Raw genomic sequence first — 18,022 nt, forward strand, 5'->3', positions numbered from 1 at the left:
ACCCGTGTTACCGCCGTGAAAGGGCGGTGTCTTAACCGCTTGACCAACGGGCCGTTTGTGTTCTCGTCGAGCTGACAAAAGTTATTATATACAGGTTCCCCCCTTTTTGTAAAGAGGAAATTTAAATTTTTTATTTTCAAACTTTTTAACCTCTTTTTTAACTGAAAAAGGCTCCTACCATTTATCATTTATTTTAAGATAGATATAGATCGAATCAAGAGAGGAGAAACCAATATGATACTAGTCAGCTCTTGCCTTGGCGGCATTGAATGCAGATACAACGGTTCGCATGCCGCATCAGAGAAAATCCGAAAACTGATTGAAGAAAAACAAGCAGTGATGGCTTGCCCTGAGCTTCTCGGCGGCTTCTCCACTCCCCGGGAACCAGCAGAAATCATCGGAGGCACTGGTGAGGATGTTCTTAATGGAACCGCGAAAATCATAACGTCTTCAGGAGAAGATGTAACAGATTTATATATGAAGGGCGCGGCCCAAACATTGGCCTATGCAAAAGAAATCAACGCCTCTGCCGTCATATTGAAAGAAAACAGCCCATCATGCGGAAGCAATTTCATCTATAATGGCTCATTTTCAGGCAAAAAAATCGCTGGAAACGGAGTAACCGCCGCGCTATTAAAACAAGCGGGGTACCGTGTAATTTCTGAAAACCAGTTAGACGACATATTATAAGGAGGCTCATCATGACGCAAGATATCTCTTTATCCTTCTATAAACCTGAGCACTTGCCGGAGCTTTACGCATTTACTTTACACAATGATGACAAACGCTTTACCGCTCTCCCTAAAGAGGTGCTGACTCAGGCTCTAAGCATACAGGAGCGCTATCCTGTTGTTATCTTAAAAGGTGATCTGCCAATAGGCTTTTTCATTCTGCATACGTCAAAAGAAACCATTGCTCCCTATTCCAACAATCCATTTGCTTTATTGCTCAGTTCCTTATCATTAAACTCTGCCCACCACGGACAAGGCTATGCGAAAAAAGCCATGCTTCAGCTCCCCTCTTTTGTTAACGGGTATTTCCCATGGTGCGATGAAATCATTTTAGCCGTCAACCACCTGAACACCCGTGCAAAGCAGCTTTATATGAAAACCGGATTTCTTGATAAAGGACGCCGAAAAATCGGGCCGCTTGGCGAACAGCTGATACTTCATTATTTCTTATAGCCTCTTTTGAAATAAAGTTTCAAAAGTTAAAAATGATAGTTGAAATATCATAACAGAAATGAATATACTGAATATTGAGATATATTTATTTTTACACAGGGGGCATCCTCATGTCAGAACAATTGAATCTTCACAGCCTTACAACTGAATCACGCAATAGCCAAACATTGGAAATACATAAAGCTAATACCCTCGATATCTTAAAAATGATTAACAATGAAGATATCAAAGTCGCTGCCGCCGTTCAGCGTGTCCTTCCCGATATCAAAGCAGCCGTCGAATGCGCGTATGAATCCTTTCAAAATGGCGGACGGCTCATTTACGCAGGTGCAGGCACTAGCGGCCGACTCGGTGTGATGGACGCAGTTGAATGTCCTCCGACCTACAGCGTCACTCCTGATCAGGTAATCGGGTTAATGGCCGGCGGTCCCAACGCATTTTTGCAGGCGGCAGAGGGGATTGAAGATCATGAAGAAGCAGGGGCCGAGGATTTACGAGCCATCCATCTTACCTCAGCCGATACAGTGATCGCGATTGCAGCAAGCGGCCGTACGCCTTATGCAGCGGGTGCGCTGAAATACGCCCGCACAATCGGAGCAAACACCGTCTCCCTTACCTGTAACAGTCAATCTGCCATCAGCAAACACGCTGATCACAGCATTGAGGTCGTCGTCGGGCCAGAAGTCATTACAGGCTCGACACGTATGAAAGCCGCAACCGCTCATAAAATGATTCTAAACATGATATCCACCGCTGTAATGGTCAAAATCGGCAAAGTCTACGAAAACTTGATGGTGGATGTCAATGTCAGCAACAAAAAACTAAAAGAACGCGCCATCAGCATCATTCAAAGCCTCACAGACGTTTCTTATGAGAAAGCGCAATACACACTTGAACAAGCGAATCTTCATGTCAAAACAGCAATTGTTATGCTCAAAACCAGCACAGATCAAAATAAAGCGAAGACATTGCTTGATGAAGCGAACGGTTTTATAGACAAAGCAATTGAAAACTACCATTCATGATAAGGAGAGACAGTAATGGCGACAGGCGGTTTAGCTATCATTCAATCAATGAAACACAAGCTGCCACAATCAGAGCGTAAGCTTGCGGACTACATATTAGCCCATCCCCACAAAGCGATAGAAAGCACAGTCAGCGAAATCAGCGCCTTAGCTAATTCAAGTGACGCTGCCGTCATCAGGCTCTGCAAGTCACTGGGACTAAAGGGATTTCAGGATTTAAAAATGAGGGTAGCGGGCGATCTGGCAAAACCTGCTGTTCAAGGCTACCGGGACATCGCTCCTCATGAATCGCTGCCTTCCATCTCTGAAAAAGCAGCCGGCAATGCCATTCAAGCAATTCAAGACACCTCAGATCTCATGGATTTTCAAGAGCTTGAGCGCGCTGTTTCTCTGCTGCTTCAAGCGAACACTGTACATTTTTTCGGTCTGGGCGCCTCGGGAATTGTCGCCAAGGATGCCCAGCAAAAATGGCTTCGAATTCATAAACAGGCGACTGCTTTCACGGACACTCATCTTGTGGCATCTTTAATCGCAAATGCAGATAAGAAAGACATTGTATTTGCCATTTCATTTTCAGGTGAGACACAGGAAATCATCGAGCTGCTTTCGATGGCAAAGGAAAAAGGCGTCACAATCATCAGCCTTACGCAATTCAGCCAAACCTCCGTCTCTGCATTATCCGACGTTTCATTATATACAGCCCATTCCAACGAGGCCCTGATTCGAAGCGCAGCCACTTCCTCCCGTCTCGCCCAGCTTTTTATAATTGATGTTTTGTTTTTAAGCATGGCGGCCGAGCAGTATGAAGAAACGGTCGGCTACATTGATAAAACGCGAGAAGCAATCAAATCTATGAGAAAGACATAAGGCATCTTGAAAGGGAGGGGTTTGTATGAGCAAAGAAAAACACTACAATACTCTGGCGGAAAAAATCCTTGAGCTATGCGGGGGGAAATCCAATATTTCTTCCTATACGCATTGCATGACCCGCTTGCGCATTACGCCTTACGATGTCAGTAAAACGGATAGTAAGGCGTTAAGAGAACTTGATGGCGTCCTTGGAGTCGTCGAAGCTGAAACCCTGCAGATTATCCTCGGCACTGGTGTCGTTAATCATGTCACCGCCGCTTTTTCGAAGCTGGTATCATCAGAAAAAGATTTTAATCTAAAAGAGGCCGCCGCCAAAAAGAAACCCGATATCAATCGTAAGAACGCCACCCCATTTAAGCTTTTTTTACGTAAAATAGCCAGCATCTTCATACCTCTCATTCCCGCACTCGTCGCTTCAGGCTTAATTACCGGGATTACCAAAGCGATAATCCAAGCCGGCTGGCTCTCTGCAGAATCACAAACGGCTATTGTCCTCACAGTCATCGGATCAGGCCTGTTCACTTATCTCGGCATTCTCGTCGGCATTAACGCGTCAAAAGAATTTGGTGGGACGCCCGCTCTCGGCGCTCTGGCAGGGATTCTGATCATTAACCCGGAAATCGCAAAGATCAGCTTATTCGGAGAACAGCTTCTTCCCGGCAGGGGAGGGCTCATCGGCGTTCTATTCGCAGCTATATTCATTGCTTACACAGAACAATTCGTCCGCCGCTTTATTCCTCAATCACTCGATATTATCGTAACTCCAACTGTTTCACTTTTGATCACTGGAATATTGACGTACGTCGTTTTCATGCCTTTAGGCGGGTTCATTTCAGATGTCATCACATCCGGTCTTCTGGCCATCTTAGACATCGGCGGAATCGCTGCAGGCTTTATTCTGGGCGCGACCTTCCTCCCTCTCGTTGTCACCGGGTTACATCAAGGCCTGACGCCGGTGCACATGGAACTCATCAATTCGATCGGTGATGACCCGCTTCTCCCTATCCTTGCCATGGGAGGCGCGGGTCAAGTGGGCGCAGCCTTCGCCATCTTCGTTAAAACAAAGAAAAAAACGCTGAGAAAAGCGATCACAGGAGGTCTTCCTTCAGGACTGCTCGGCATCGGTGAACCGCTCATATTCGGTGTCACGCTGCCGCTTGGCCGTCCGTTTTTGACAGCATGCTTAGGGGCGGGGATCGGCGGAGCTTTTCAAGCTTATTTTCAGGTTGCCACAGTTGCGCTCGGCGTCTCCGGATTGCCGCTCTCCTTTCTGGTTCTGCCTTCACAAATCATCTTATATATCATCGGTCTCTTTATTTCCTATGCGGCCGGCTTTTTATTGACCTACGCTTTCGGATATAAAGATGAAATGGCTGCCCAGTTCGATTAAATGATGACGTTTTAGGAATAGTAACGGCATAGAAACACGGAAAGGAGCAAGCTTGTGAGAACGAAGACATTAGCATTACTCAGCGCTATTTTAACCGTGTCCATTCTGACGCCGAACGAAGCCTTCGCACAAACCGCCCTTCATCAAGCAGACAACCAGGTTGAGCCGAAAACAATAAATCCAGAAACTGCACAGTTTTCGTCGAAGAAACTAAGGAAGGTTGATCAGATGATTGAACGGGACATTGCAGCAGGATTCCCCGGCGCCGTTCTGGTCGTCGTGAAGGACGGCCGTATGATCAAAAAAGAAGCATACGGCTACAGTAAAAAATATGACGGGGCTGAACTGTTGCGCCGTCCGGCAAAAATGAAAACCCGCACGATGTTTGACTTGGCATCAAATACAAAAATGTATGCGGCTAATTTTGCTTTACAGCGCTTAGTAAGCCAAGGCAAACTCGACGTTTATGAAAAGGTATCTGCTTATTTGCCTGATTTCAAGGATCAGCCTGCAGATCGCTTCAAAGGGAAAGATAACATTCGTGTCATTGATGTCCTGCAGCACCAATCAGGGCTTCCATCCAGCTTCTACTTTTACAGCCCGGAAAAAGCCGGAATGTATTATTCTCAGGAGCGGGAGAAAACCATTGAATACTTGATGAAAATCCCGCTGGATTATGAAACAGGAACAAAACACGTATACAGTGACATTGGATACATGCTTCTCGGCTGTATTGTCGAAAAACTCACCGGCAAACCGCTTGATGTCTATACGGAACAAGAGCTCTACAAACCGCTGAAGCTGAAACATACGTTGTACAATCCGCTGCAAAAGGGCTTTAAAGCAAAACAGTTCGCAGCCACTGAACGTATGGGCAATACACGAGACGGTGTTATCCATTTCCCTCATATCCGCACAGACACGCTGCAAGGAGAAGTACATGACGAAAAAGCATTCTATTCGATGGAAGGCGTTTCAGGCCACGCCGGACTGTTTTCAAACGCTGATGATATGGCGATTCTGCTTCAAGTCATGTTAAACAAAGGAACGTACCGTAACGTTTCATTATTCGATCAGAAAACAGCTGACCTATTTACGGCGCCATCAGCAACAGATCCAACGTTTGGCCTTGGATGGCGGCGAAACGGCAGTAAAAGCATGGAATGGATGTTTGGCCCTTATGCAAGCGAAAATGCGTACGGACATACTGGCTGGACAGGAACGGTTACCATCATTGATCCGGCATACAATTTAGGCATCGCTTTGTTAACAAATAAAAAGCATTCACCCGTCGCTGATCCAGCGGAAAATCCGAACGTGTTTGAGGGTGACCAATTTTCAACAGGCAGTTACGGAAGCGTCATCACCGCGATTTATGAAGCAATGAAATAATTGACGATAGGAGGAAGTTGTTATGAAACCTGTCATTTCGCTTATCCTTTCCACCGTCCTTTTTCTTTCATGTTTTCTCGGCGTCAGTCAGACAGCTGAAGCAAAACCCCGCAGCTCAGATGATGCCAAACAGATCGTTGATCGTATGACGTTAGATGAAAAAATTGGCCAGATGCTGATGCCGGATTTCAGAAACTGGAAAAAAGAAGGTGAGTCTTCTCCGCAAGCCTTCACAAAAATGAATGAGGAAGTCGCTGGCCTCATCAAGAAATATCAATTCGGCGGCGTCATACTATTTGCAGAAAATGTAAAAACAACTGAGCAAACGGTACGGCTGACAGACGCATATCAAAAGGCCAGCCCCAAGATTCCGCTCTTACTCAGCATTGATCAAGAAGGCGGGATCGTGACGAGATTAGGGGAGGGCACTAATTTCCCAGGCAATATGGCGCTTGGCGCAACAAGAAGCAGAATCAATGCATATCAGACCGGCAGCATGATTGGAAAAGAGCTTTCTGTCTTAGGCATCAATACAGATTTCAGCCCGGTCTTGGACATTAATAATAACCCTGATAATCCCGTGATCGGTGTGAGATCATTCAGTTCTGATCGTGAACTGACAGCACGACTCGGTTTATATTCTATGAAAGGTTTGCAACGGCAAAATATTGCCTCTGCTCTTAAACATTTCCCGGGACATGGAGACACTGACGTTGACAGCCATTATGGACTGCCGCTCGTTTCTCATAACCAGGAACGGCTTCGCGAGGTTGAACTCTATCCTTTTCAAAAAGCGATTGATGCCGGAGCAGATATGGTGATGACAGCTCATGTTCAATTCCCAGCCTTTGACGACACCACATATAAAAGCAAGCTTGATGGATCAGATATTATGGTTCCCGCTACACTTTCAAAGAAAGTAATGACCGGGCTGCTTCGGGAGGAAATGGGATTTGGCGGTGTAATCGTCACTGATGCTCTCAATATGAAAGCCATAGCAGATCATTTCGGTCAGGAAGAGGCGGTCGTCATGGCCATAAAGGCCGGTGTTGATATCGCGCTAATGCCTGCCTCAGTTACATCGTTGAAAGATGAACAAAAATTGGCAAGCGTAATTGACTCCTTAAAAGAAGCTGTTAAAAATGGAGACATTCCCTTACAGCAAATCAACAAATCGGTGGAAAGAATCATTTCCCTGAAAATAAAGCGCGGTATTTACCCCGCTCAGCATGACAGCAGCATAGATAAAAAGGTGAAGAAAGCGCTCAAAACAGTGGGAAGCAAACACCATACAAAGACAGAGCAAAAAATCGCTGAAAAGGCAGTGACAGTATTAAAAAATGATCAGCATACCTTGCCGTTCAAACCCAAAAAAGGCAGCCGAATTTTAATTGCCGCACCTTACGAGGAACAAACAGCATCCATTGAAAAAACCATTCACGATTTAATGCAGCGGAAAAAAATCAAATCTGTTTCTCTTAACAAAATGAACTTTGCAGAAAAGGTATTTAATGCTGAGCATGAAAAACAAGTAAAAGAAGCTGATTATATTATTACAGGCTCTTACGTTGTAAAAAATGACCCTGTCGTCAACGACGGTGTCATCGACGACACCGTAACAGATTCAAGCAAATGGGCCACCGCTTTTCCGAGAGCTGTCATGAATGCCGCACTGCAGCACAAAAAGCAGTTTGTCTTAATGAGTCTGCGCAATCCATATGATGCCGCCAATTTCGAAGAAGCAAGAGCTTTGATTGCCGTCTATGGTTTTAAAGGGTATGCAAACGGGCGTTATCTCCAGCCGAATATTCCGGCCGGCGTTAAAGCAATCTTCGGACAATCAAAGCCAAAGGGCACGCTGCCAGTCGACATTCCATCCGTCACAAAACCGGGAGACATCCTTTATCCATTTGGCTATGGAGTAAACATCAAAACGGGAAAACCGCTTTAATAAGGAGGAGCATATGAAGAAAACGGTATGGGTTCTTCTCGCAGGACTTATGATGTTCGGAACAATGACGGCTGCCTCAGCTTCGCCTGATTCAGAAAAACAAACAGCAAAAAAACCTAAAGTCCAGACCGGCATTGATATCCTCTTGTCACGACACAAAAAGCAGCTAATGGGAAAAAGAGTTGGACTGATTACCAATCCAACAGGTGTGAGTGCATCCCTTAAAAGCAGTGTAGATATTCTTTACGAAGACCCCGATATTCAGCTGACAGCTTTATTCGGGCCCGAGCACGGCGTTCGCGGCGACGCTCAGGCAGGAGATGAAGTAGGCTCTTACATTGACGAAAAAACCGGGGTTCCCGTATACAGCCTTTATGGAAAAACGAAAAAACCCACTCCTGATATGCTGAAAAATGTCGATGTTCTTCTATTTGACATCCAGGACGTCGGGACTCGTTACTATACGTACATTTATACAATGGCTTATGCAATGGAAGCCGCTAAAGAAAACGGAATTCCTTTTATCGTGCTGGACCGTCCGAATCCCCAAGGCGGAAAAAAGGTTGAAGGACCAGTGCTGGAGCCCGAGTACGCATCCTTTGTCGGACTCTATCCCATTCCGTTAAAGCACGGGATGACCATTGGAGAATTGGCTTTACTATTCAACAAGGAATTTAATATTAATGCTGATGTGTCAGTCGTAAAAATGAAGTACTGGAAACGCTCTATGGATTTTGACAAAACCAGACTGCCATTCGTCCTCCCTTCACCAAATATGCCAACCGCAGAGAGCACATTTGTGTACCCTGCAACAGGGTTAATTGAAGGAACGAATGTATCTGAAGGACGGGGAACGACTAAGCCATTCGAGTTGATCGGGGCTCCCTTTATCAAAAGCACAGAGCTTGCAGAAAAAATGAACAGTCTTGATCTGCCTGGCGTTACCTTCAGAGCTTCCTCCTTCACTCCAACGTTCTCTAAACATCAAGGAACACTTTGCCACGGCGTACAACTCTATATCACGGACAGAGAAAAATTTGAAGCGGTGAAAACAGGACTGTCGCTTATTAAAATGATACATGACCTCTATCCTAATGATTTTCAGTTCCTAGCGTCTGGCTCATTTGATAAATTGGCAGGCAACGGCTGGGTCAGAACAAAAATCGAGAACGGTGCTTCAATTGATGAAATCATTGACACCTATCAAAAACAGCTAAAGCAATTCAATAAAACCAGAAAACAATATCTCCTTTATTAAGACTTAAGAATGGTATGTTACACGTGTAACATTTTCTTACCAAACAAAAGCATGATCATTTTCCCTTGCCCGCACATTTGCGGCAAGGGTTTTTAAATCCAAAAACAACACGCTTTATATAGGAAAACTTTCATTTATTTGGTACAATTTTATTGAAAATGATTATCATTTAAGCGAGCGTTTCTGAAAAGGTGGTCTTCTCCTTGCAAAACTCAATGATTTATCATCCGGTACAAATTGAATATATGAAGAAAACGAGTGATCTCTTCTCAGAACAGCAATTGGCCGACTCATTCGTGCTGATCTTTCATTTAAAAGGAGATGGACATATTTCTATCGGAACGAGAACCGCTCCTCTCCAAAAAAAGACACTGTATGTTTGTCCGCCTCATGAGACATTCGGCATTACATTTGCAGAAGAGAGAAACATAGATGTGTGTCTGATCAGACTTCACTGCTATACAGCGGAAGCCCGGCAAGATCTCTTAAAACCATGCACTGAAACTGATTTATCCAGTCTAAACCTTGTGAATGTTTCACATATCGAAAACCTTTCAGCCCGGCTTCAAGAACTTGCTGAAATATGGGCAGAAGCAGCTCAGCTTTCTCAATTAAAATGTGTGATAGAGGTTCAGAGCCTGATTTATGATCTATTCACAGCTCATGTATCCGATCAAAACGATACACAATCTGCGATTGAAAAAACAAAACATTACATTGAAACTCATGCCGATACAAAAATTACACTTGCCCAGCTCTCAAAAATGGCAGGAATCAGCGCCAAGCATTACAGCGAAACCTTTAAAAAATGGACTGGCCAGAGCGTAACAGAATTCATTACAAAAACTCGGATCACCCGAGCAAAGCGGCTTATGGCAAGATCCAACTGTAAACTGAAAGAAATCGCCCATCAAACCGGCTATCAAGATGAATTTTATTTCAGCAGAATCTTTAAAAAGCACACAGGTTCTTCACCTACAAGCTATATGAAAAAACGCAGGCAAAAACTAGCTGCCTATGGAAAGGGAACAATGGGACAGCTCATTCCTCTGCATCACATACCGTTTGCAGCCGCACTCCATCCAAAATGGACGGCTTACTATTATCAGCATTATTCAGCAGATATTCCAGTACAGCTCAGCGCATACCGGTTTAATGAAAAATGGGAGGAAAACCTGCAGACGTTGTCCCAAGCTGAACCCGATATCATTTTCAGCATGGATTCTGTTTCTTCAGAAGAACAAAAGCGCCTGAACAGCATTGCAGAAGTATGTTACCTTCCTGCAGAAGAAAACTGGAGAGCACACTTTCTGCACACCGCCTCGTTTTTAAAGGAAGAATCGGAGGCTGAAAAGTGGCTCGCAGCCTATGACAAGCAGATTTCTGCCGCTAAAATGACATTGGTGCACGCTCAAGAGTTTCGTTATCTCTTTCTTCGTCTGCATAAGCAGCGCTTTTATATGGCGCATAATCGCAGCGTCCGCGAAGTTTTCTTTGAAGATTTAGGATTCAAACCGGCTGACACGCCTTCAGAACAAGCGATTTCATTAGAAGACATCACAAATTGCCAAGCTGACTGTATCATGCTCTTTCTTTTTAAAGAGCCGGAAACCATTGCTTATTATCAGCAATTAAAACAGTCGGAAATATGGCAAAACCTAAGCGCAGTGCGGAATGGACGTGTGTATCACCTCTCTTCAGACCCATGGAATGAGTACTCGGCTTGCGGGCACGAGCGGATTGTTCAGCAAACCATTTCTATGCTATCCGGTGATAGTCCATGATAAATACGGAATTTGTCCATGGTGTTATGTCTGTTCATTCTCTATAATTCCAATTGATAATAGTTATCAATTGGACAGGAGGCACTATAGATGAAAAAGCTATCTCTTACCTTATTAATCTTGCTTCTCGCACTCACGGCGGCAGCTTGCGGCAGCAAGGAAGAATCCTCTGCGAGCAAAGCGAACGGCACAAAGTCCGAGAAAAAGAAAATCGAGTATTTGGATAAAACGTACGAAGTAAACGTACCGACAGATAAAATTGCCATTACGGGAAGCGTTGAATCCATGGAAGACGCTAAACTGCTGGACGTTCATCCGCAGGGTGCAATCTCATTCTCCGGAAAATTCCCTGAAATGTTCAAGGACATCACAGATAAAGCAACACCTACAGGGGAAAAAATGGAACCAAACATTGAAAAAATTCTTGAGATGCAGCCAGACGTGATCCTGGCATCTACAAAGTTCCCTGAAAAAACCCTGCAAAAAATAAGTACGGCTGGCACTACCATTCCGGTTTCACACATCTCATCAAACTGGAAGGAAAATATGATGCTGCTTGCCCAGCTGACTGGAAAAGAGAAAAAAGCGAAAAAAATCATTGCAGACTATGAACAGGATCTAAAAGAAACGAAAACAAAAATCAGTAAACAAGCAAAAGATTCAAAAACGCTTGTCATCAGAATCAGACAAGGAAATATTTACATTTATCCTGAACAAGTGTACTTCAACTCAACTCTTTATGGCGACTTAGGCCTTAAAGCGCCGAATGAAGTTAAAGCCGCAAAAGCGCAAGAGCTGATTTCATTAGAAAAACTCAGTGAAATGAACCCTGACCACATTTTCGTTCAATTTTCTGATGATGAAAATGCGGATAAACCTGATGCATTAAAAGATTTAGAGAAAAATCCAATCTGGAAAAGCCTCACAGCAGTCAAAGAAGATCATGTATACGTCAATTCAGTTGATCCTCTTGCACAAGGCGGTACGGCTTGGAGCAAAGTCCGCTTCCTGAAAGCGGCATCTGAAAAATTAACACAAGACTAAATTAGAGTAGGTTTTTGTATGTATTCAAAACAGTGGACACGTATCATTTTGATTACTTCTCCATTTGCTATTGCATTATCATTGCTGCTTTCCGTCCTCTATGGCGCAAAGCAGCTTAATGCTGATATTGTCTTTGCATCACTTTTTCATTTTGATCCGGGAAACACAGACCATCAAATCATATGGCATTCCCGGATTCCAAGGGCTGCCGGCGCTCTACTCATTGGGGCAGCCCTTGCTGTATCTGGAGCGCTCATGCAAGGCATCACACGCAATTATTTGGCATCGCCCTCAATTATGGGTGTTTCAGATGGTTCCGCGTTTATCATCACGCTTTGTATGGTTCTGCTCCCACAATCAACTTCGCTCGAAATGATCATTTACTCTTTTATCGGCTCCGCATTTGGGGCTGCATTGGTATTCGGCCTGGCAACAATGCTGCCTAACGGGTTTACGCCCGTACAGCTAGCCATCATTGGCACAGTCACAAGCATGCTGCTTAATAGTTTAGCGGCTGCCATATCGATCTATTTTCAAATTTCACAGGATCTGAGTTTCTGGTACAGCGCCAGACTTCATCAAATGAGCCCCGACTTTCTAAAGCTTGCCGTTCCATTTTTCCTGGCGGGTATCGTCATAGCTGTTTCTCTCAGCAAAAAGGTGACCGCTGTATCACTAGGCGACGATATTTCTAAGAGTTTGGGCCAAAAGAAAAAAACGATCAAAATCATGGCAATGATCTCTGTCATCATTTTAACCGGAAGTGCTGTAGCGCTTGCCGGAAAAATTGCGTTTGTCGGTTTAGTCGTTCCGCATATCACAAGATTTCTCGTCGGCTCAGATTATAACAGACTGATACCTTGTTCCTGCATCTTGGGCGGCGTCTTTTTAACGCTGTGCGATCTCGCCAGCAGATTTATCAATTATCCATTTGAAACACCGATTGAGGTTGTGACTTCTATTATCGGCGTTCCTTTCTTCCTTTATTTGATCAAACGAAAAGGAGGAGAGCAAAATGGCTAAAAAATATGCAGTGTTAATCGTATTGATTCTCCTCGTCAGCTATTTCAGCATGACCAGCGGATCATTTTCTGTTCGTCCGACAGAGCTGCTCTCCACTCTTTTTCAGATCAATCCCAATCCGCAGTATGAAGTTTTGCTGTTTGACTTAAGACTGCCGCGGATTGTCATGGCAGCCATTATCGGACTTGGACTTGGCATAGCAGGAGCTGTCATTCAGGCCATCACACGAAACGGCCTTGCAGACCCGGGAATATTGGGAATCAATGCCGGAGCAGGGGCAGGTATTGTGGCGTTTATGCTGTTGTTCCAAGGCCAGAAAGAAGTAACTTCGATTGTCGCGGCAATGGGAATGCCGTTTTTCGGCCTGATCGGCGGACTGGCTGCTGCAGTCATGATTTACATTTTCGCTTGGAACAGAGGCAATTTAGATTCAGGCAGAATTATTCTTGTAGGAATCGCGATTAATTCAGGCTTCAGCGCTTTGTCTTTGTTTCTATCATTAAAAATGGACCCGCAAGATTATGAAATGGCCATGGTATGGAAAAACGGCAGCATCTGGTCTGCGAACTGGACATATATCACAGCCGTTCTTCCGTGGATGCTGCTGTTTATTCCTATTCTTCTGGCCAAATCTCGTTTGCTCGATACCATCCGCTTTGACGAAGACACTGTCAGAAGTCTTGGCATTTCGTCAAATAAAGAAAAAACCATTCTGCTCGTCGCTTGTGTCGCCATCATTAGCGCCTGTGTCTCTGTGGCGGGAAGCATGGCATTTGTCGGCTTAATCGCGCCTCATATTTCCCGGAGATTGGCCGGTGTCGAACACCGCTATATTTTGCCTTTGAGCGGCTTGATCGGCATGCTGCTTGTATTGAGCGCTGATTTTGCCGGGAAACTGTTTTTCCAGCCCGCAGAAGTGCCAGCCGGCATTATTTTGGCGATACTCGGTGTTCCGTATTTCTTATACCTGCTTTTCAAGCAAAAAAAGGGGGAGAATGTTTGAACGGATCTTTATCAGAGCATAAGGCGGGCGACAGGAAGTTTAAGCTGTATCTTCCTCCTTCCTACAGTACGGACAGCATCGCATTTCCTTCTGTTTACGTACAGGATGGCGGTTCTTTGTTTCAAGATCAACTAGAACTGATAGAAAACAGGTTTCATCAAAACAGCGTGCCTGAGCTTGTGCTGATCGGCATAGAGCCTAAAAACCGGCTCGACGAGTACACTCCTTGGCCCGCCGCATCACTCAGTGATCAGTTTCCAGACTTCGGCGGTAAGGGGGCTGACTATCTTTCTGAAATAACAAACCGGCTCATTCCGTTTGTGGAAGAAAATTGGAATGTCTCCAGAAGGGCACAATCCAGAGGTATGATCGGCGCCTCATTAGGCGGCCTCATCTCAATGTTTGCCTTTCTGAGACATTCATCATTACTTGGAAAAATAGGATCTCTCTCAAGCTCATACTGGTACGAGAACGCAGCAGAAACGATCTATACTTCCTCTGTAAGACCGGGTTCAACGCGTATTTTTATGTCTGTCGGCAGTGAAGAAGGCGCCGGAAAACAATCGATTCAGCAGACGATGCTACAAAAAACAAAAAACGTGCACGAGAGCCTAAAAGAAAAAGGATTCACTCAAGATCAGCTGTGCCTCGTCATTGAAAAAGGGGCGGTGCACCACCGCAAGCATTTCTGCAAACAATTTATCAATGCGCTGGAATGGCTATACGGAAAAAACCGCTCCAACATATGAGCGGTTTTTTCATGCCTTCTGCAAGACGGATTTTAATTCGAAACGGTTCAGCATATAGCCGAACAAGGCAGCCAGGATTTGCTGAAACAGCATGCCAATCACAACCGGAACAGCCACCTGAGACGGAAAGAAAGTGACGGCAAGAACAGCGCCGGCACTGATATTCCTCATGCCTCCCGTAAAAATAAGAGAGACAATTTCCTCCTGCCGCCTTTTCATCATTTTTCCGATAAGCCACGCCGCAGCATACCCGGTTAACGCGATACAAAAAACAGTGACAGCAATCCCTAAAAATCTTAAATCAATCGCTTTGAAATAAGGAGCTATCGCAGAGCTGTTAATCGCAATCACGGCCATCAGGCACAGCTTTGAAAAGGGAGACAGCGTACTGCTCAACGCCGCGGTTCTTTCTGGAGATGACATCTGATTAAACAGCATGCCCAGGAATGAAGGAATCACTACCATCACAATCAGACCCTTCATCATTCCCCAGATATCCATGTGAACCTGGGCACCGGCCAGCACAGAAAGACTCAGCGGAACGATTAACGGCGACAGCACGGTATCAATCAATATGATAGAAAGCGTCAAACCAACATTTCCTTTGTACATTGCAGCCCAAATCAAGCTCGTAATTCCTGTAGGGATAACAACAGCTAATGTCAAACCCGTGATCGTTAATGGATCACCTTGAAATATGAGATGTCCGCTGCCCCAGGCGAAAAGCGGCATAAAAATATGAAGAACAAATAATGCAAGTATCATAGGAAGAGGATGCGCCAAGGCGTGTCTTAAAGACTGAAAGTTCGCGCTCAAGCTGCCCGCAAACGTAATAAAAGCAAATATCCAAGGCACTGCGCTTTCATATCCATTTAAAAACTGAGACAGCAGCACGCCAAGCACAACGCTAGTGGGTGTCAAAAGCGGCATGACTTTCCCCAATACACGGTTCAGCTTCTGAAGCATCATATACAAGTCCCCTATTAAAAATTTCTTTCTCTCTATTATATCAATGCAGTTCAACCATATGTTATATAAAAAAGCCCAGATCTCATCAATCTGGACTTTCATACTTTTATGCCATCTGTTTCATAAGGGCTTTACTTGCATTATTCAGCCCCTTTAATTCAGCTTCAATTCCTTGCTCTTTAAACTTCGCAACAATTTTATCAAGCGCCGCCGCTCCTGAATCATCCCATACGTGAGCATCGGTCAAGTCAATGACAACTCGCTCGATATCCTCTTGATAGATAAACGCATTCGTAAGATCAGTTACTGACGCAAAAAAGATCTGTCCCTTCACTTGATACGTTCTCAGCTTTTGATCTTCTGCATGAGAAACGATCTTCAGCTTCGAGATTTTGGCTACGAAGAATACAGCACTTAACAGAACACCGACGAATACGCCTTTCGATAAGTCATCCGTCACGACAACCGTAATCACCGTCACAACCATTACAATTGAATCTGTAATCGGCGCTTTTTTCAAGCCTTTTAAAGAAGACCAATCAAATGTGCCGACAGATACCATAACCATAACAGCCACTAACGCAGCCATCGGAATGTTTACAACAACATGACTCAAAACGGCAATTAAAAACATAAGAAAAGCACCGGCAACAAAGGCTGATAACCGTCCGCGGCCGCCTGCTTTTGTATTAATAACAGATTGTCCGATCATAGCGCAGCCCGCCATACCGCCAAAAAATCCAGTGACGATATTCGCGATTCCCTGCCCGCGGCTCTCTTTATTTTTATCACTGTCCGTATCCGTCATTTCATCAATAATCTGTGCTGTCAGCAAAGATTCAAGCAAACCGACAAACGCCAAAGCAATGGAATAAGGAAAAATAATTTTGAGCGTTTCGAAGGTAAACGGAACATCAGGTATTAAAAAATGAGGCAATGAACTAGAGATATTGCCCATATCTCCAACCGTGCGCACATCCACATGGAATGTAACCGCAATAATTGTCATCACAATAATTGCGACAAGCGGAGATGGCACCGCAGTCGTAAACCTCGGCAGTACATAAATAATAACCAATGATCCGGCAAGCATCGCATACATGCTCCAAGATGCAGCTTCAAATTGAGGCAGCTGCGCAGAAAAAATAAGAATCGCCAGCGCATTCACAAACCCGATCATCACAGAACGAGGAATGAATTTCATTAATCTCGCAATTTTACTGATGCCTAAGATCACCTGAATAACACCTGTCAAAATGGTGGCCACAAATAAATACTGAAGCCCGTAATCGGCAACCAGCGACACCATCACAACCGCCATCGAGCCAGTCGCAGCCGAAATCATCCCCGGTCTTCCGCCAAAAATAGAAATAATAATGGCAATACAAAATGAAGCATAAAGACCAACCATTGGATCAACGCCGGCAATAATAGAAAAACCAATCGCTTCAGGTATTAAGGCTAACGCCACCAAAATACCAGCAAGAATATCTTTTCGGATATTACCGAACCACTGCTGTTTTAATGTAAAACTATTCAAATATAACGACTCCTTTTTAAAAATAAATCCGCACCGTTTCTGTTGTATTGGGAGCTTAATTATTTTACGGAAGAAAATGAAAAGAAAAACTTACGGAGAAAAAGGGGAAACGTTGAGTATAGTGTATTGAGGTAAGGAGTTATTATACAAAGAGTATCATAATAAATTTTAATCCAATGTGCAAGGACAAATGCTGAAGAAAAAGTGGCTCAACATATTTAAGCCATTTGCCATGATACATCATATCAGGATCAGAAACAAGAATCGTTTTGACTGCTTGAACATTGATGCCGGGTCTATGCTCATCAAGTTTTGGATGGCGGACTCAAAGTTTTCCAGCGGCGTTTCTTCCGTAAAGAGCTCAGAACGCTGCGGCATACTACAGCGCATGAAACCGCGGCCTCCATGACCTGCCGAGCCACTCCTGTTTCGACGATCATAACCCCGTTAAAAAGCAATTGAAAGCCTGATATTCAATTCATACGTATCATCAACCCCATCGGCAACGGACAGGCCCAATCAGCTGATTGCCGATCGCGTCAAAGATCACATCAAACTTTCTTCCTTGATTAATGCGTCTGACCTCAGACTCCGTTAAATCCTGCGGGTGATAAACATAATCGGATAACCGGCGTGCCGCTCAGCATATTGATCATGCTCTGGCTATTGTATTGGTATTAAAAATACTTGAGAGCTTCAAAAGCCGAAACCTCGAAAAAATGAACAACGAGAAAAACGAATCAGTACAGATATAAAAAAGACCAGTTCAGCTGAACTGGTCTTTACCTTGCTTGGCGGCGTCCTACTCTCACAGGGGGAAACCCCCGACTACCATCGGCG

At 44.4% G+C, this 18,022-nt stretch carries 15 protein-coding genes and 1 pseudogene; 13 read left to right on the forward strand and 3 right to left on the reverse strand.

What is annotated here, in order from left to right:
• Positions 1-234: 234 nt before the first annotated feature.
• The 13 genes from LNN34_RS15350 to LNN34_RS15410 all read left to right on the forward strand — a co-directional run bounded on the left by LNN34_RS15350 (position 235) and on the right by LNN34_RS15410 (position 14,673).
• On the forward strand, positions 235-690 hold the full coding sequence (locus tag LNN34_RS15350) for a DUF523 domain-containing protein (RefSeq protein WP_059334377.1): 456 nt from the start codon (positions 235-237) through the stop codon (positions 688-690).
• Positions 691-701: 11 nt separating this feature from the next.
• Positions 702-1,184 (forward strand): GNAT family N-acetyltransferase, encoded by a 483-nt coding sequence (locus LNN34_RS15355; RefSeq protein ID WP_044162166.1) that lies wholly within the window; start codon positions 702-704, stop codon positions 1,182-1,184.
• 110 nt (positions 1,185-1,294) lie between these two features.
• Positions 1,295-2,209 carry an N-acetylmuramic acid 6-phosphate etherase gene (gene murQ, locus LNN34_RS15360; protein WP_059334376.1) on the forward strand — a complete coding sequence of 305 codons (915 nt, stop codon included), beginning with the start codon at positions 1,295-1,297 and terminating at the stop codon, positions 2,207-2,209.
• Between the two features lie 15 nt (positions 2,210-2,224).
• Complete coding sequence (locus tag LNN34_RS15365) at positions 2,225-3,076, forward strand: MurR/RpiR family transcriptional regulator (RefSeq protein WP_059334375.1); 852 nt, start codon at positions 2,225-2,227, stop codon at positions 3,074-3,076.
• A gap of 25 nt (positions 3,077-3,101) precedes the next feature.
• Complete coding sequence (locus LNN34_RS15370) at positions 3,102-4,469, forward strand: PTS transporter subunit EIIC (protein ID WP_229043763.1); 1,368 nt, start codon at positions 3,102-3,104, stop codon at positions 4,467-4,469.
• A gap of 54 nt (positions 4,470-4,523) precedes the next feature.
• On the forward strand, positions 4,524-5,861 hold the full coding sequence (gene pbp4b, locus LNN34_RS15375) for a penicillin binding protein PBP4B (RefSeq protein ID WP_193660024.1): 1,338 nt from the start codon (positions 4,524-4,526) through the stop codon (positions 5,859-5,861).
• 22 nt (positions 5,862-5,883) lie between these two features.
• Positions 5,884-7,812, forward strand: a complete 1,929-nt coding sequence (locus LNN34_RS15380) for a glycoside hydrolase family 3 protein (RefSeq protein ID WP_229043764.1) — start codon at positions 5,884-5,886, stop codon at positions 7,810-7,812.
• Between the two features lie 13 nt (positions 7,813-7,825).
• Positions 7,826-9,070, forward strand: coding sequence for an exo-beta-N-acetylmuramidase NamZ domain-containing protein (locus tag LNN34_RS15385; RefSeq protein WP_229043765.1), 1,245 nt, complete (start codon positions 7,826-7,828; stop codon positions 9,068-9,070).
• Between the two features lie 203 nt (positions 9,071-9,273).
• Positions 9,274-10,854, forward strand: a complete 1,581-nt coding sequence (locus tag LNN34_RS15390) for an AraC family transcriptional regulator (RefSeq protein WP_199398597.1) — start codon at positions 9,274-9,276, stop codon at positions 10,852-10,854.
• Between the two features lie 90 nt (positions 10,855-10,944).
• Positions 10,945-11,898 (forward strand): iron ABC transporter substrate-binding protein FeuA, encoded by a 954-nt coding sequence (gene feuA, locus LNN34_RS15395; RefSeq protein ID WP_059334369.1) that lies wholly within the window; start codon positions 10,945-10,947, stop codon positions 11,896-11,898.
• 18 nt (positions 11,899-11,916) lie between these two features.
• On the forward strand, positions 11,917-12,921 hold the full coding sequence (locus LNN34_RS15400; protein WP_044162184.1) for a FecCD family ABC transporter permease: 1,005 nt from the start codon (positions 11,917-11,919) through the stop codon (positions 12,919-12,921).
• Complete coding sequence (gene feuC, locus LNN34_RS15405; RefSeq protein WP_044162186.1) at positions 12,914-13,924, forward strand: iron ABC transporter permease FeuC; 1,011 nt, start codon at positions 12,914-12,916, stop codon at positions 13,922-13,924. Before LNN34_RS15400 ends, feuC begins: the two co-directional genes overlap by 8 nt.
• The gene (locus LNN34_RS15410; protein WP_229043766.1) at positions 13,921-14,673 is read left to right on the forward strand and encodes an alpha/beta hydrolase; all 753 of its coding nucleotides are present in this window, start codon (positions 13,921-13,923) and stop codon (positions 14,671-14,673) included. The genes feuC and LNN34_RS15410 overlap by 4 nt, the downstream gene beginning before the upstream one ends.
• A 9-nt stretch (positions 14,674-14,682) precedes the next feature.
• On the opposite strand, the gene LNN34_RS15415 is transcribed toward LNN34_RS15410, so the two are convergent.
• The 3 genes and pseudogenes from LNN34_RS15415 to LNN34_RS22115 form a co-directional block, all read right to left on the reverse strand.
• Positions 14,683-15,603, reverse strand: coding sequence for a bile acid:sodium symporter family protein (locus LNN34_RS15415; protein ID WP_083504422.1), 921 nt, complete (start codon positions 15,601-15,603; stop codon positions 14,683-14,685).
• A gap of 145 nt (positions 15,604-15,748) precedes the next feature.
• A complete protein-coding gene (locus LNN34_RS15420) occupies positions 15,749-17,182 on the reverse strand; it encodes a SulP family inorganic anion transporter (RefSeq protein WP_229043768.1) in 1,434 nt (477 codons plus the stop codon).
• Positions 17,183-17,420: 238 nt separating this feature from the next.
• Positions 17,421-17,822 (reverse strand): annotated as a pseudogene (locus LNN34_RS22115) (alcohol dehydrogenase); the annotation flags it as partial.
• Positions 17,823-18,022 lie beyond the last annotated feature (200 nt).

The organism is Bacillus sp. AF23, from assembly GCF_020861455.1.
GTDB lineage: Bacteria > Bacillota > Bacilli > Bacillales > Bacillaceae > Bacillus > Bacillus halotolerans.

Coding starts and splice junctions, on each gene's coding strand:
- LNN34_RS15350 (WP_059334377.1), top strand. CDS start 235: ATGATACTAGTCAGCTCTTGCCTTGGCGGCATTGAATGCAGATACAAC.
- LNN34_RS15355 (WP_044162166.1), top strand. CDS start 702: ATGACGCAAGATATCTCTTTATCCTTCTATAAACCTGAGCACTTGCCG.
- murQ (WP_059334376.1), top strand. CDS start 1,295: ATGTCAGAACAATTGAATCTTCACAGCCTTACAACTGAATCACGCAAT.
- LNN34_RS15365 (WP_059334375.1), top strand. CDS start 2,225: ATGGCGACAGGCGGTTTAGCTATCATTCAATCAATGAAACACAAGCTG.
- LNN34_RS15370 (WP_229043763.1), top strand. CDS start 3,102: ATGAGCAAAGAAAAACACTACAATACTCTGGCGGAAAAAATCCTTGAG.
- LNN34_RS15380 (WP_229043764.1), top strand. CDS start 5,884: ATGAAACCTGTCATTTCGCTTATCCTTTCCACCGTCCTTTTTCTTTCA.
- LNN34_RS15385 (WP_229043765.1), top strand. CDS start 7,826: ATGAAGAAAACGGTATGGGTTCTTCTCGCAGGACTTATGATGTTCGGA.
- feuA (WP_059334369.1), top strand. CDS start 10,945: ATGAAAAAGCTATCTCTTACCTTATTAATCTTGCTTCTCGCACTCACG.
- LNN34_RS15400 (WP_044162184.1), top strand. CDS start 11,917: ATGTATTCAAAACAGTGGACACGTATCATTTTGATTACTTCTCCATTT.
- feuC (WP_044162186.1), top strand. CDS start 12,914: ATGGCTAAAAAATATGCAGTGTTAATCGTATTGATTCTCCTCGTCAGC.
- LNN34_RS15415 (WP_083504422.1), bottom strand. CDS start 15,603: ATGCCGCTTTTGACACCCACTAGCGTTGTGCTTGGCGTGCTGCTGTCT.